Origin of the sequence: Vibrio salinus (assembly GCF_021272385.1) — a bacterium.
GTDB classification, from domain to species: domain Bacteria; phylum Pseudomonadota; class Gammaproteobacteria; order Enterobacterales; family Vibrionaceae; genus Vibrio; species Vibrio salinus.
Map to the genome: position 1 here is coordinate 601,487 of NZ_JAJSDZ010000005.1, position 13,534 is coordinate 615,020.

General features: G+C 42.9%; 16 protein-coding genes and 1 riboswitch. Of the genes, 6 read left to right on the plus strand and 10 right to left on the minus strand.

The genetic code is table 11. The features are described 5' to 3' along the window. Nucleotides 1–485: 485 nt before the first annotated feature. Nucleotides 486–917 (minus strand): YcgN family cysteine cluster protein, encoded by a 432-nt coding sequence (locus tag LRQ06_RS02920; RefSeq protein WP_232764944.1) that lies wholly within the window; start codon nucleotides 915–917, stop codon nucleotides 486–488. Nucleotides 918–1,064: 147 nt separating this feature from the next. Between LRQ06_RS02920 and LRQ06_RS02925 the strand changes: the two genes are divergently transcribed. Beyond that, a complete protein-coding gene (locus LRQ06_RS02925; protein ID WP_232764945.1) occupies nucleotides 1,065–1,313 on the plus strand; it encodes a YkgJ family cysteine cluster protein in 249 nt (82 codons plus the stop codon). Between the two features lie 32 nt (nucleotides 1,314–1,345). Here the strand turns inward: LRQ06_RS02925 and recR are convergent, their stop codons facing one another. From recR to LRQ06_RS02955, 6 genes are all read right to left on the minus strand, one after another. Then, nucleotides 1,346–1,948, minus strand: coding sequence for a recombination mediator RecR (gene recR, locus LRQ06_RS02930; RefSeq protein WP_232764946.1), 603 nt, complete (start codon nucleotides 1,946–1,948; stop codon nucleotides 1,346–1,348). Between the two features lie 18 nt (nucleotides 1,949–1,966). Next, nucleotides 1,967–2,296: a YbaB/EbfC family nucleoid-associated protein gene (locus LRQ06_RS02935; RefSeq protein WP_232764947.1), complete on the minus strand. Its 330-nt coding sequence runs from the start codon at nucleotides 2,294–2,296 to the stop codon at nucleotides 1,967–1,969. A gap of 98 nt (nucleotides 2,297–2,394) precedes the next feature. Next, nucleotides 2,395–4,464, minus strand: a complete 2,070-nt coding sequence (gene dnaX / locus LRQ06_RS02940) for a DNA polymerase III subunit gamma/tau (RefSeq protein WP_232764948.1) — start codon at nucleotides 4,462–4,464, stop codon at nucleotides 2,395–2,397. Nucleotides 4,465–4,485: 21 nt separating this feature from the next. Next, nucleotides 4,486–5,031, minus strand: coding sequence for an adenine phosphoribosyltransferase (apt, locus tag LRQ06_RS02945; RefSeq protein WP_232765461.1), 546 nt, complete (start codon nucleotides 5,029–5,031; stop codon nucleotides 4,486–4,488). Nucleotides 5,032–5,194: 163 nt separating this feature from the next. Beyond that, the gene (locus LRQ06_RS02950) at nucleotides 5,195–5,563 is read right to left on the minus strand and encodes a YbaN family protein (protein ID WP_308218811.1); all 369 of its coding nucleotides are present in this window, start codon (nucleotides 5,561–5,563) and stop codon (nucleotides 5,195–5,197) included. 21 nt (nucleotides 5,564–5,584) lie between these two features. Continuing rightward, nucleotides 5,585–6,682, minus strand: a complete 1,098-nt coding sequence (locus tag LRQ06_RS02955; protein ID WP_232764949.1) for a response regulator — start codon at nucleotides 6,680–6,682, stop codon at nucleotides 5,585–5,587. Between the two features lie 280 nt (nucleotides 6,683–6,962). Between LRQ06_RS02955 and LRQ06_RS02960 the strand changes: the two genes are divergently transcribed. Further along, nucleotides 6,963–7,838, plus strand: coding sequence for a LysR family transcriptional regulator (locus tag LRQ06_RS02960; protein WP_232764950.1), 876 nt, complete (start codon nucleotides 6,963–6,965; stop codon nucleotides 7,836–7,838). 659 nt (nucleotides 7,839–8,497) lie between these two features. Further along, entirely contained in the window at nucleotides 8,498–9,754 is a 1,257-nt protein-coding gene (locus LRQ06_RS02965) for an outer membrane protein transport protein (RefSeq protein ID WP_232764951.1), read from the plus strand. Between the two features lie 37 nt (nucleotides 9,755–9,791). On the opposite strand, the gene LRQ06_RS02970 is transcribed toward LRQ06_RS02965, so the two are convergent. Then, nucleotides 9,792–10,256 carry a low molecular weight protein-tyrosine-phosphatase gene (locus tag LRQ06_RS02970; RefSeq protein ID WP_232764952.1) on the minus strand — a complete coding sequence of 155 codons (465 nt, stop codon included), beginning with the start codon at nucleotides 10,254–10,256 and terminating at the stop codon, nucleotides 9,792–9,794. 253 nt (nucleotides 10,257–10,509) lie between these two features. Here LRQ06_RS02970 and LRQ06_RS02975 point away from each other — a divergent pair, with 253 nt between their 5' ends. Then, nucleotides 10,510–10,713: a hypothetical protein gene (locus tag LRQ06_RS02975; RefSeq protein ID WP_232764953.1), complete on the plus strand. Its 204-nt coding sequence runs from the start codon at nucleotides 10,510–10,512 to the stop codon at nucleotides 10,711–10,713. A gap of 158 nt (nucleotides 10,714–10,871) precedes the next feature. On the opposite strand, the gene LRQ06_RS02980 is transcribed toward LRQ06_RS02975, so the two are convergent. Next, nucleotides 10,872–11,471 carry a LysE family translocator gene (locus LRQ06_RS02980; RefSeq protein WP_232764954.1) on the minus strand — a complete coding sequence of 200 codons (600 nt, stop codon included), beginning with the start codon at nucleotides 11,469–11,471 and terminating at the stop codon, nucleotides 10,872–10,874. Nucleotides 11,472–11,608: 137 nt separating this feature from the next. Here LRQ06_RS02980 and LRQ06_RS02985 point away from each other — a divergent pair, with 137 nt between their 5' ends. Continuing rightward, entirely contained in the window at nucleotides 11,609–12,091 is a 483-nt protein-coding gene (locus tag LRQ06_RS02985) for an Lrp/AsnC family transcriptional regulator (RefSeq protein ID WP_232764955.1), read from the plus strand. 35 nt (nucleotides 12,092–12,126) lie between these two features. Here LRQ06_RS02985 and nifW read toward each other — a convergent pair whose 3' ends face one another. Continuing rightward, nucleotides 12,127–12,402 carry a nitrogenase-stabilizing/protective NifW family protein gene (gene nifW / locus LRQ06_RS02990; protein ID WP_232764956.1) on the minus strand — a complete coding sequence of 92 codons (276 nt, stop codon included), beginning with the start codon at nucleotides 12,400–12,402 and terminating at the stop codon, nucleotides 12,127–12,129. A gap of 197 nt (nucleotides 12,403–12,599) precedes the next feature. Next, a riboswitch (cobalamin riboswitch) is annotated at nucleotides 12,600–12,798 on the plus strand. Between the two features lie 38 nt (nucleotides 12,799–12,836). On the opposite strand from nifW, the gene LRQ06_RS02995 reads away from it, so the two are divergent. Next, entirely contained in the window at nucleotides 12,837–13,514 is a 678-nt protein-coding gene (locus LRQ06_RS02995) for an energy-coupling factor ABC transporter permease (protein ID WP_232764957.1), read from the plus strand. The last annotated feature ends 20 nt before the right edge of the window (nucleotides 13,515–13,534 follow it).

Here is a 13,534-nt window from a genome sequence, read left to right on the forward strand (position 1 = left end):
ATCGTATCTTCGTGATACGAGCATACCCTTCATCTGAGTTTCTCGCTACATTTATGTCGGCTTGCGGGAAGACGGGTGATAATAATTTGGGCCCCCGAGTAGCTGTTGCCGTAACTGAGCGGGAGTAAGCCCGGTTAATGACCGGCAATCATGAATAAAGCCATAGCCCCTTTAATTATAAAGCTGACGGAATTGCGCTCGAGACAGATAAGGTGGTTATGGGCAGTGATTGCCGATCATGTATTAAAGTGAAAAAAGCATTCACAGACGGTTCCCGGCACAACTAAGAGCATTGAGTACCCGCCGATACGTTCCATCTCCAGAACCGAGCGATATAAGATGAAAGATAACCGCAGAGTGGATAACTCAAACGATGTAAAAATAGACAGACTATGTGAATTACGCACGAGTCAGGAGCAGAGCGTACAGTCAGATCAACGATATCGGACATTCTATTCCCAGCGTTTAAAGGTCTTATTTTCAGTTCATGAAGGTAAATTTTGAATATGATCTTCCCAGTCAACCACATCAATTTCATACACCACTTTATTCCGGACACTTTCACCGGCGGCATGCATGGCCGATTTTGAGCCGGAGATCAGGGGGTGCCATGGCGGTAATGGCTGATTTTGGGCCAGAAGACGATAAGCACAGGTATCCGGTAACCAGTTAAACTCACTGATATTTTCGCGGGACAGTTTCAGACAGTTTTCTCCTGACTGAAAACGGTTAGGATAGTCTTTGCAGGCACAGGTTTTGCTGTTTAACCAACTGCAGGCCACATTGGTATAGTAAACCTCATCGGTGTCTTCATCCATGAGCTTATGCAGGCAACACTTCCCGCATCCGTCACAAAGAGATTCCCACTCTTCTTCCGTCATCTCTTCTAAACTTTTTTGTTCCCAGAATAAAGTCATCGGCAATGTCGCTCTGTATGGAGTTGAAAACAGGAGGGTGTTGTTTATACCTATAGGGCAAAGAAAACTCAAGCTGAAAAAACATCATTTCCCTTCATCGGCGATTTTGCTAGACTTTCCGCCCCTAAATGCTCTGGAGAAAATAAAATGAATTGTCGGCTTGGTTGTGGCGCGTGTTGTATCGCACCGAGTATTTCTTCCCCCATTCCCGGAATGCCGGATGGGAAACCCGCAGGAGTTCGTTGCGTTCAGCTAAATGAAGAAAATTTATGCCGGTTATTCGGAAAACCGGAGCGTCCGGCCGTCTGCCATAAATTCAAAGCCTGTGACGATGTTTGCGGAAACACCGCTCAGGAAGCGCTGGACAATTTAGTTTTGCTCGAAAGCCTGACATAGCCGCCACTAACCAATCACACGCCCCCCGGGCATTAATATAATTTCTGACGGCCAAGAATAGAATGTGACAAGGTTGTACCATCCACCAGCTCTAATTCACCACCGACAGGCACACCATGGGCAATTCGGGTTGCCGGCACATTATGCTCTTTACATAGCTCTGCAATGTAATGGGCGGTGGCCTCCCCTTCTACTGTTGGGTTTGTTGCCAGAATGACTTCTTTAATCCCGCCACTCTGCAACCGGTAATCCAGCAAGTCAAGACCGATGTCACTGGGACCGATACCATCTAAAGGCGACAAATGCCCCATCAGAACAAAATAACGTCCGGCATACTGGCCGGTGGCTTCAACGGCCGCAATATCTGCCGGGCTTTCAACCACGCACAGTTGCCCACCTTCCTGCCGCTTAGGATTATTGCAGATATGACAGACGTCTTCTTCGGTAAACGTCCGGCATTCCTGACAATGACCGATTTCCGTCATGGCTTTGGATAGCGCCTCAGCAAGCTGCAGGCCGCCTTTTCTGTCTCGCTGCAACAAATGAAAGGCCATACGCTGAGCCGACTTGGGACCAACCCCGGGCAGACAACGTAAGGCCTCCATCAACTGCTCCAGCATATAACTGGTCCGCATTGAATACCTTCTTAAGGATTAGAATGGCATTTTCATACCAGGAGGCAGTTGCATTCCTCCGGTAACAGCAGACATTTTCTCTTTCTGAGTCTCTTCGATACGTCTGGCAGCATCGTTAAACGCAGCGGCAATCAGGTCTTCCAGCATTTCTTTGTCGTCTTCCATCAGGCTATCATCGATTTCGACACGACGAACACTGTGGCTACCAGTGATGGTTACTTTAACTAAACCGGCACCGGATTCACCCGTTACTTCCATATTTGCGATTTCTTCTTGAAGCTTTTGCATGCGATCTTGCATTTGCTGGGCCTGCTTCATTAAGTTGCCCATACCGCCTTTACCAAACATGTCTGTCTCTCTAGTACTATGTTGACTGATTCACTAATTGTGGGGGTAATATTATAAAATTCAACCCTAACCAATAAATCGATGTGGTTCAGAGCCCGTTAGATTGGCCGAACCGTCTCTTTTTCTAATTCTGCATTAAACCGGGTTTCAATAAACTGAACAATATCATCCTGCTTAAGGCTGTTATAAGCCTGATGCAGCCTTTCCTGATAATTCTTTTCTCTTAATTCCAGAGGGGTATCCCCCTGTTCTCCAATTGTAATCTCCAGATGACAGGGTTCACCGGATAAATCTGAAATCGCCTGCTGAAGTGCAACAAACGCTTTTTCAGTATTCAGATGCTGCTGATTTGCCCGCAGCGTCAGTTTAACAGTAGAACCATCACGAACGCATGAAGAATTCAATGCAAGCTGTTCCACTAATTTTGGCATATTCATTTGCTGAATCAGACGGGCCCAGTCATCTTTTTCTGCCACTTCCTGAACCAGCTTCCGGGTCATTTCGGGCGTTTTTTCGTGTTCAACCGCTGATTTTAATTCTGATGGCGTCAGCTGCTGACTCTGTGTATCTTCCGGCTCATCCGGTAACATAGGGGTCCAGCGGTAAGGCTTGTCTCTCTTTTCTTCGACAGGGGGAACAGACGCCTGGGAATGTGAAGGTGCCGGCGAAACATCATTTTGAGTAGAGATGTTTGCCAGCCTTTCAAAAACCGTTGCATTTTTGGCTGCCGCTTCAGACTTTTTTCCCCGCGGACTTCCACTGTCTGGTGACGAATGACGCTGAGAACGCAACTGATGTCTCAGTCCACCGATAGAAGAACGGGTAACCGGTCGGACAGTTTCTTCTTTGTGTTTTTCCACAGGCTGAGGAACCGGTGACGGTTGAAGAGGCTCAGACTCCGGATGGACAACACTGTTATTGCCTTCGTAATGCGCCTGTGGCGGCGGTACATTAACCGGCTCAGATACCTCCGGTGCCACATGGGAAGGCAATGGCTGAGAAAGCGGTGATACCGGCTCTACTGACTGGGCTGCCGAATCTGTCGATTTCTCCGGAGGACGAATGTCATGCAAAGGACTGATTTCAGCAGGCCTGAACGCAACCATACGCAATAAAATCATCTCCAGACCGATTCTCGGTGTCGGTGATAACGCCAGATCGTCCCGGCCTTTCAACGCAATCTGATAATAAAGCTGAATCTCTTCCGGAGCAATGGCTTTTGCCAGTATGCGGATCTTTTCGCTATCGGGGGAACTTTTATCCATTGTCCCCGGCAGAGCCTGAAACATAGCCAGACGGTGTAACTGCTCTGCTAATGACTTGAGCAATTCATCCCAGTCAGTTCCATTTTGGGCAAGAGCGTCAACCTGCTCCATAATTTCCTGGGGATTGTTATGGCTTAGCGCAGTCAGAATATGCAGGGCCTGATTGGTATCAATGGTCCCAAGCATATTGGCAACGTGATCGACCGTTACCTGCCCGTTTCCTAAGGATATCGCCTGATCCGATAAACTCAGCGCATCCCGCATACTGCCGTCAGCCGCATGAGCCAGCAGGCTCACAGCCCGCTTCTCGAAGCCAATGGATTCGACGTTAAAAATATGCTCTAGCTGAGCACCAATATTTTCAATACTAATAGGCTTAAGATGGAATTGCAGACAACGGGATAAAATCGTCACCGGCAGTTTCTGAGGATCCGTGGTTGCAAGCAGAAATTTCACGTATTCCGGTGGTTCTTCTAACGTTTTAAGCAATGCATTAAAGCTATGACGGGACAACATATGCACCTCATCAATTAAATACACCTTAAAACGACCACGGGCTGGTTTGTACTGGACGTTATCTAGCAATTCTCGGGTATCTTCAACTTTGGTTCTCGACGCCGCATCAATTTCTAACAGATCAACAAAACGCCCTTCATCGATCTCTTTACATGTCGGACACTCACCACATGGATGCGAAGTAATGCCCTTCTCACAATTCAGTCCTTTAGCAAGCAAACGCGCAATTGTCGTTTTACCAACACCACGGGTACCACTAAACAAATAAGCATGGTGAAGCCGGTTCTGATCTAATGCATTTTCTAATGCAGTTAGCACATGAGCCTGACCGACAACTTCAGAGAAAGCCGCCGGTCTCCATTTTCTTGCTAATGCTAGATAACTCATCCAATATTCCGATTGTTTTTATTAATGACCTTCGAAATCACAAATGCTGTACACTTCAAGTCCTAACTTTTTAAGACGATCTCCACCACCAATATCTGGAAGATTGATGACAAATGCAGCATGGCTGACTTCACCACCGAGACGACGAATTAATTTTGTAGTGGCTTCAATCGTACCACCCGTTGCTAACAAGTCGTCAACAACAAGCACTTTATCATCCTTCTCAATCGCATCAACATGAATCTCAAGTGTATCCACTCCATATTCAAGTTCATACGACTCAGACAATGTTTCACGAGGTAATTTCCCCGGTTTGCGAACCGGAATAAAACCGATACCAAGCTCAATCGCCAACGGAGCACCAAATAAAAAACCACGAGCTTCCGTACCAACCACTTTTGTAAAACCAAGGTCTTTATACTTTTCAACTAATAGCTTAATCGTTGCGCGGTAGGCTTCTGCATCCTCGAGTAAACTGGTTACATCACGAAATAGGATGCCGGGAGTAGGATAATCAGCAATCGTTTTAATGCTGCCTTTAATCTTTGAGATAGTTTCGGTTGTCATAACTTCTGTAACTTTCATTTTCAGAGGTGCTTAGTATAACGGTTTCAGAACCATCACACCTTACGCAAAAGCAATAATTTGCAATTTATACTCTGCTAAAAACACAAACGCCCACTGTCAGAAGTGGGCACGCTTCGGCGTAATGCTATTGATTTTTTCCGTTTTAATCAACCAGGTCGTTAACAGGAAGGCGAAGAAAAAAGGTTAAAGCCAGCATGAGTCCCAAAAAAAGAATGATTTTCAGCCATACCAGAGGGACTATCCATATAGACCAGCAAAAGCTCACAACAATGGCCGCAGCACCTCTTCGTCGTACGGTAGAACTCACTGCCCTGTTTGTCTGCCAATTTTGAATAACAGGACCAAACTTTTTATGAGTTATCAACCAGTGATTAAACCTTGGACTGCTTTTAACAAAGCAGGCACTGGCTAATAACAAAAACGGAGTGGTTGGCAATAACGGAAGGAAAATTCCGAGAACACCAAGAATAACGGACACCATTCCGGAAAAAACAAGTAGTATTCTCAACACATTTCATCCCTTAATGGGCATCTAATGGGCATCTTGCCGGGATAACTCGAGAACAAAAGAGCCTTCACCCAGATGATCAAGCGTTATTTGTGATTTACTTCTGATAGGCAAATCCTTCGTGATAAAATTTTTCAGACAATGATCACCTAAATGAGCCCCCCCTTCAATATGCAGACAGCTCAAACCGTTCGACCAGTCACAACCAAGACCGGCAGGCATGATAGACAACTGACCATAGGTTAAATCCGCAAATCCGAGTAACACTGACGCCTTCGATGTATAATCCGAACACTGCAGTCCTTTTTCCATAATCTCCGCCAGATCTTTCAGATCGGCTCTGTAGCTTTTCAGGTTACGCATATAATCATGAAACAAAGCCCGGACCATCAGGGTCGTAGCAACAGAATGATTTTCCGCATCCACAATATAAAAGGCAAACTGTCCGTCAATCAGCCAGATGTAATCAAAAACAACCGGCATTGCTTCAGCAGACTGAAGAAGCCGGTAATTGCAGTGCCAGACTCCCTGTTTGGAATCATTTTCAGGCATCAGAGCTTTCAGAAGATGTCTGGCCGCGCCCGGATTAGACTGTAGATATTCTAGGTGCCAGTACAGTTCCTGCTCTTCTTCGACATCACCACCATCGTCGACACGAAACCACTGACTGGAAAAATCCCTTAAATCACTTAAATGATTATCACTGTCCTCCAATGTATTAATAATTGCTGATGACAAATGAGAAAAATTTTCAATTGGTTTTGGTAAAAAATCTCTTATTCCGTACTTCAAGGCTTTCGCAACTTCTGACATTTGCTCTGTCGCAGAAACCACTATCAGAGGAAGAGAGGGATAAGCCATGCTGACTTCTTCAACAAATTCAACACCATTTAAAATGGGCATTGCAAGGTCGCATATTACTAAGTCCGGACTAGTAGACTTAAGCTTTCTCAGACCGTCAAGTCCGTTTTCAGCTTCACAGATTTCACATCCCTGCGCTGTTAAAAAACCACCGGTAATTCTTCTGAATATAGGATCATCATCAACAATCAATATTCTTTTGCCTTCAAGTGCTTTTGCATCCGAAGCCACCTTGCTAGGTTCCTGACCTGGTTTCAACATAGTACAACCTCACTAAATGCCAATAGCAGAGCTAGAGCTTAAGTCACTTATTATTATTGCAACATCGTAATATTTATTATTGATATTTTTAAAACCACTGTATTAAAAATAGAACCAGAAAAGGATTTATACAAATATTCGGGAATATGACAATTTTATAAACAATTTCGTTTTAAGATTGAAAAATGAGTTTTCAGCAAACATGTTGATATGACGCAAAATTTTACAATTTAGTTACGTATACAGTAGTTGAACCCCCTATAAAGATGTATCCGTAGACATGAAATTAGATGATCTAAATCTCTTTCGCTTAGTCGTAGAAAATGGCAGTTATACCGCAACCTCTCGTAAGACGATGATTCCTGTTGCCACGATAACACGCCGTATTCAAGCGTTGGAAGATTCGCTTAATCTACGCCTTCTCAACCGCCACGCAAGGAAACTATCACTTACTGAAGCGGGTGAAATGTTTTTTAAAGAGTGTTCTCCACTATTGCACCAACTCTCAGTCACAACGGAAGAAATCAGCGACGAGTGTCGGGGTGCATCCGGTAAAATTCGTATATCAGGTCCATCCAATCTGACTAAGCGAATGATGATGCCAATGTTTAATGCGTTTATGAAGCGATATCCGGACATCAACCTCGAACTGACAACAAATAATATGGCTGATCAGTTAGATCCTACCGAATGGGATGTCATTTTCCGTGTCGGACCACAACGGGATTCGTCACTGATAGCCAGAAAAATTAATCAGGTTGAAGACATTTTAGTTGCCAGCCCGGAATACCTTATTAGTAATCCACCACCAACACATGCAGAAGAATTACACGAACATTCCCTGTTAAAGGGCTATCCGCTGATGAAATGGCAATTGGCTAACAGTAAAGGCGAAACCATCATTAATACTGATAAGGGACGTTTTCAGGCAAACACTCTGGATGTGGTAAGGATGGCCTGTTCAGAAGGGTTAGGCATTACTCTGATGCCAAATGTGATGATTAAGGAATATCTTGCAAACGGGTCACTAATCAGAATCTTAGATGACTGGAGTGCTAATGCCCGGGAAATATATATGCTGTATAATCACAAGGATCATCTTCCCGAGAAAGTCAGATTATTCATTGACTTCGTCATTTCATATAATATTGATTAACCCAATAACTTTATTAAATTTCATCGTGTTATACTTCAGTCTGACACGATGAAAATGAGCCTATCTTTGCTTTCTATTCTGCTTTACCTTTCACCTCACCTTGCTACTGACTCAGAAATGGTAGTATGACTACTCCTGATCATATATTTTAAGTAAAAAAAAACCACACAAAACTGTGTGGTTGGAAATTATAAAACAATTAACTTACGCCAATTGAAAATCAGTTTCCTGATTAGGAGAAAGTAAAGTCAGCCTTCAAAAGGAAGTGTCATCTTGCTCAACATGCTAGTCTTACGACTAACCAGATGACATGAACCAATATACTTTCTTTCTGCTATTAAATATTGAATTAGATCAATTTTGTTTTGATTTAATGCATATCACAATAAAAAGCCACCTCTCCTGTATAAATAAGTCTATGATTGATCATTTTATAAAAATATGATTCCATTTTTGATATTTTGAACTATTTTGTTACCAAAAGATATTCTCTGTTCTTTCACGGTGTTACTCACAATTTTCATTCAGATGGTCAATGGTCGGATTTGTCTTTCATCAGGAAACGCATAGTATCTCCGGCCCAATTGAGTAATTACTCAAAAAAGATTCGCTGGATTGAGGTTATCTGTATTTGCCTCAAAGATAGGATTTGTAACTAAATGAATAGATCTTTTGTTCTTCGCCGTTCAGCTCTGCTCGCTGCAATATCTCTCTGTGCGCTTAACAGCACTAATGTCTGTGCTGCCGGTTTTCAGCTTAATGCTCAGTCTGCTACCGGTCTGGGCCGGGCTTATGCCGGTGATGCCGTTATTGCGGATAATGCCTCCGTTGTTGCCCGCAACCCAGCGGCGATGGCACTTTTTGATGACATTTCCTTTTCTATCGGTCTGGAAACCATTTCGACCATGATTGAAGTAAAGGATGGTGTTTATAAAAATCCAGTGGCCAACACTCTTGATGCCTCTTATGACAACGCTGGCGACACTTCCGTGGCACCCAATCTATACCTGATTGTACCAGTGAATGATCGCTTTGCCTGGGGATTAAATACCTACTCCAACTTTGGCACCAGAACCAGTTTTGATAATAATTATCAGGGCTATGAATATGGTGGTAACACCGATGTTCAGAGTTTAAATATCGGTCTCACCGGTTCTTACCGCATCAATCAGCAATGGAGCATTGGTGCCGGTCTGGACTTCATATATGGAAAAGGGAAGTTATCCCGTAACTTTGAGCCAACACTGGCGGCGGCTTCTTCTGCAGTCCCGGACGAGGCATTAAATGTCGACGCAGCCGGTTGGGCCGTCGGCTATAATCTGGGCACTGTTTTCGAGTTAAACGACAATAACCGCTTTGGGCTGGATTACCATTACAGCCCTGATTTAAAGGCCGATGGTGATATTAATTATGCCGGATATACTGCTTCCGGTACCAGCATCTCAGATACCCTGATCATTCCTCTGCCGGACATCGCCGAGTTCTCCGGTTACCACCGCCTGAATAATGATTTTGCTGTCCATTACAGTATTCAATGGATTAAATGGTCAGAATTTGACAATCTTAATGCCAAGATAAGCGGAACATTAAATAGCTATCAGTGGCAGGATGGCTGGCATTATGCGATAGGTGGAACGTATTATCTGAACCACACCTGGACACTTCGGGCTGGCTATATGTACGACACAAGCGCACAGGATAACCTCACTTCTATCTCAGTTCCTGACTCAGACAGACAATGGTTCTCTACCGGCTTTACCTACCACTTATCAGAGAAGTCCAATATCGATGTTGGTTTTACCTACCTGTTAGGGAAAGACGTTGATGTCAGTGAATCCAAAACCGTTTCGACACTGACAGGGACAACCCATGCTGATGCCATTATGTTCGGTATTCAGTACAGCCATTCTCTTTAATAAACGTGTCGGATTAACACCCGCTACCCGGCGGGTTTTATACTTTTCTTAAAATCGATTCTGCGGCATCTTCAATTAAGTCTAAAACCAGCTCAAATCCCTGGTTTCCTCCGTAATAAGGATCCGGAATTTCTTCATAATTAGAATGACCGTGACTTAAAAACAGTGACAGTTTGGGCTGATACCTCTGCGGACACATAGAACGTAAGTCGTCGAGGTTGTCCCGGTCGGCAGCCAATATCATGTCAAAGTATTCATAGTCTTTATCCGTGACCTGACGGGCAAAGATATTGTCAAAGGAATAGCCTCTTTTTTCTCCGGCAATCCGGGCCCGGGTATCCGGCGGATTCCCCTGATGATACGCAATGGTTCCGGCAGAATCGATTTCAACTTTTTTCCCCATATCAGCTGCTTTCGATTTCAGAACAGCCTCTGCGGTAGGAGAACGACAGATATTGCCCATACAAACGATAAGTATTGATGTATTTCTTTGGTTTTTCATAAATTAAAAATCATCTTATCTCTTTTAAATAAGAACAAAAACCGTTTATCACTGGTCTCATCACTCAGCCGAAAGAAAGCTTTTTCCACTAATGACTACGTAAAACTAGCATAGCCTAACTATGGAGAGAATAACGTTTTTGTTGGCAATAATGTAATACAATGAAACCCATTGTTTCAATTTTATCAGGAGTATCAACTTCCTCTTACTTTAAAAAATATTAAATAATAAAAACAGAGGTAACTATAACAATATGAACGGACTAGCTATATATATGATAATTGGTTGTTTTTTCTTTCAGTATATTATTATAAAAAGTAATGCTTTAGAATATTTTAGCGAAGCTTCTGTTTTAGCTTCTCTTACTGTTGTAATTTCTTTAGTTATGATTTGGCCTTCTTTTGCATTGGCTGTTTTCTTTAAAAAATTACTTCCAGAGGAGGATGATTGTGTCTGATTATTTAATATGAATGACATTATTTACTACATTGCACTACAATCTTTACGATGATTGTTCCTTTTTGCTTTTATGTAATTAATAGGAACAATCAAATACTATCGTTTTGCAAATTCAGTCACCTGAATCCCTCTCAAATAAACACGACCTAACCATTATTACGGCTGGCCCAGCATAAAAATCACTGTCAATGCTAATGTTCCCCCTAAACACCGATTGACCAAAAGCAATTGGTGTGAAGATTGTAATAAACGTTTTAGTACTGAACCAAAATACGCCCATATAAGAGTGGACAGTGTAACGATAACTAAAAATGTAACGATAATAACGACAACCTGAATCAAATAATTACCTGACATATCGGTAAACTGAGAAAAAACCGTCATTGCAGCAATCCATGCCTTCGGATTTAATATCTGCACAAGTGCCCCGGATAAAAATCCTGCAGCGTTATCCTCATTATTGCTTTCTTTCATCTTAAACTGAGTAATACTCCAGGCAATATACAGTAAATAAACGGCTCCCATATATTTCAGCATCAAATACAATTCCGGATAATTCATCAGAACACTGATCAATCCGGCGCTGGTCCCTCCAAACACAATAAAAACGCCAAAAGAGGTCCCGGCAACAAAAGGCAAAGCCGCAGAAAAGCCATATCGGTTTGAGATGCCCAACAGTGTGATATTACCGGCTCCCGGTGTAATCGACATTGATATAGAAAAAAACAAAAATGCAATAACAACCTCGGTACTCATATTCCCCAACTCCTTTCAAAAGTAGCTTTGTACAATGTCATTTGATGACCTGAATAGTTTATTGAACTGAGCAGGAATAAATTTGCTTTTTACGCTATAATCCCCCCACGAAAGGGCAATATATTTCAAAAATAATCATGAACAAGCAAGAATTAACCAACAACACACTTGATGATACCGATCTATCCATGCTCAGGCATATCCAGCGCGAAGGGCGTATCAGCAACAGTAAGTTATCTGAAAAGGTGAATCTGAGCGAAACCCCTTGCTGGAGACGCTGGAAAAGACTGGAAGACTCTGAATACATCAAAGAATATATCGCCGTCCTGAACCGGAAAAAACTGGGGTTCAGTATGGTTGGGTTTACTCTGGTCACCCTGAGCAACCATGAAATTGAAAATACAGACTTTTTCGAACAATTTGTTTCATCGACTGACTGGATACCAATGTGTCACTGCATCGCTGGTGGTGCAGATTACATCGTTGAAGTGATAGCCCATGATTTAGATGAATACTATGATCGGATAAGTCAGCTAAGACGGGTAAAAGGTGTCAGTGCTCTGCATTCAAACATCTCTGTTAAAGAAATTAAAACCAGTCACCATCTCCCGCTGGATTAACTTCCTACCCGAATCCGAAAGAAATTTCGTTTTATTTATCGCCTCTGACAGGTAGTACACCCACGGCAGGCCTGACGGGTGTGCTTATCCAACCGGGAACGCTGAATTTTACAATACGCATTTTTCAGAGCACGGCGGGCAGCAAACCAGTCTTCCGGTTTATCCAGAATCAGATAGCCGTTAAACCGTTTGATTAACTGGGTCCGAAACTCATCAATAAACTGGCTGTCATAACCAATTTCAAAATAATCCAGAGCCTGCTCTATAGAAGTAAAACTCTCTATTATGCTTTGAATATCTGTTTTACTCATATCCTCATCATCACTATCTGATATAGACAAACACATTAAAATTTAACTTTTGAAAGCTTTACACTTATGTATACCATGGTACCAGGCAAATAATTTGTAAATAAAATTTGTACATTCCGTTAATTGAAAATTACCAGCTCTTGATGCATATCATTATCTATCACGTCCCCCCTAATATACTAACTGCGGAACATATTGTTTCTAAAACAGGACCGGGAGATAAAAATTTATCATAAGGAAAACTGTTTGCTCAAAGGATTAAGTGAAGCAGTTACTGCCCCCGCAACGGTAAACGTATTAAGGAAGAATGATAACTGACCACTGGGAAACTCGCCGGGAAGGTCAGTTTGTGTGATAACGTAAAGTCCGGAGACTTACCCGGTTCTGACCAATTTGAACATGTTCTACGGGGATGTAGAACAAAGGAGAAAACCATGCATATTGAACCAGGGCTCGTAAGCCCCGAAAAAATCGTACTAAGTTATGCCACTGCGACGGCAGCTATTGGCTATCTGACCAGACTGTTTTGGCAGGAATTAAAAGAACGGGGATTGTTATCCACGACTCTTCGTTCTCTGATTTGTGCTGCCCTTGTCTTTTGTTTCTTTGAAGTATTACCTCATCATCCTATTGGCGTATCGGAAGTTCACCTGATTCTGGGTTCCACGCTTTTCCTTTTGTTTGGTCCGGCTGCTGCGGGTTTTGGCTTAAGCATTGGTTTACTGATTCAGGGGCTGTTTTTTGCGCCATTCGACCTTCCCCAATATGGAATGAATGTGACTACGTTACTGGTACCCCTGTTTGCAATGTACGCTCTGGCCGGCAATGTTATCGATAAAAACACCGCCTATGTGGATTTAAAATACCATCAGGCACTGCGCCTTTCTGTTACCTATCAGGGGGGGATTGTTTTATGGGTAGGGTTCTGGGCTCTGTATGGACAGGGATTGTCTGCCGATAACATTCATAGCATTTTAACATTTGGTATCGCCTATATGAGCGTTATCATTGTCGAGCCACTTATCGATGTCGGTGTGCTGGCTTTTGCCAAATTTGCCCATGCATTCAAAGACACGCTGTTTGTTGGCCGGCGCCTTTATAACGCGGCCTGAATCCCGTTAATCCTATTACG

What these genes read in the sequence shown, in the direction of transcription:
- LRQ06_RS02975 (WP_232764953.1), top strand. Translation starts at nt 10,510, where the DNA reads ATGAACGGACTAGCTATATATATGATAATTGGTTGTTTTTTCTTTCAG.
- LRQ06_RS02955 (WP_232764949.1), bottom strand. Translation starts at nt 6,682, where the DNA reads ATGTTGAAACCAGGTCAGGAACCTAGCAAGGTGGCTTCGGATGCAAAA.
- LRQ06_RS02995 (WP_232764957.1), top strand. Translation starts at nt 12,837, where the DNA reads ATGCATATTGAACCAGGGCTCGTAAGCCCCGAAAAAATCGTACTAAGT.
- LRQ06_RS02980 (WP_232764954.1), bottom strand. Translation starts at nt 11,471, where the DNA reads ATGAGTACCGAGGTTGTTATTGCATTTTTGTTTTTTTCTATATCAATG.
- recR (WP_232764946.1), bottom strand. Translation starts at nt 1,948, where the DNA reads ATGCGGACCAGTTATATGCTGGAGCAGTTGATGGAGGCCTTACGTTGT.
- LRQ06_RS02970 (WP_232764952.1), bottom strand. Translation starts at nt 10,256, where the DNA reads ATGAAAAACCAAAGAAATACATCAATACTTATCGTTTGTATGGGCAAT.
- LRQ06_RS02925 (WP_232764945.1), top strand. Translation starts at nt 1,065, where the DNA reads ATGAATTGTCGGCTTGGTTGTGGCGCGTGTTGTATCGCACCGAGTATT.
- dnaX (WP_232764948.1), bottom strand. Translation starts at nt 4,464, where the DNA reads ATGAGTTATCTAGCATTAGCAAGAAAATGGAGACCGGCGGCTTTCTCT.
- LRQ06_RS02960 (WP_232764950.1), top strand. Translation starts at nt 6,963, where the DNA reads ATGAAATTAGATGATCTAAATCTCTTTCGCTTAGTCGTAGAAAATGGC.
- LRQ06_RS02965 (WP_232764951.1), top strand. Translation starts at nt 8,498, where the DNA reads ATGAATAGATCTTTTGTTCTTCGCCGTTCAGCTCTGCTCGCTGCAATA.
- apt (WP_232765461.1), bottom strand. Translation starts at nt 5,031, where the DNA reads ATGACAACCGAAACTATCTCAAAGATTAAAGGCAGCATTAAAACGATT.
- nifW (WP_232764956.1), bottom strand. Translation starts at nt 12,402, where the DNA reads ATGAGTAAAACAGATATTCAAAGCATAATAGAGAGTTTTACTTCTATA.
- LRQ06_RS02920 (WP_232764944.1), bottom strand. Translation starts at nt 917, where the DNA reads ATGACTTTATTCTGGGAACAAAAAAGTTTAGAAGAGATGACGGAAGAA.
- LRQ06_RS02935 (WP_232764947.1), bottom strand. Translation starts at nt 2,296, where the DNA reads ATGTTTGGTAAAGGCGGTATGGGCAACTTAATGAAGCAGGCCCAGCAA.
- LRQ06_RS02985 (WP_232764955.1), top strand. Translation starts at nt 11,609, where the DNA reads ATGAACAAGCAAGAATTAACCAACAACACACTTGATGATACCGATCTA.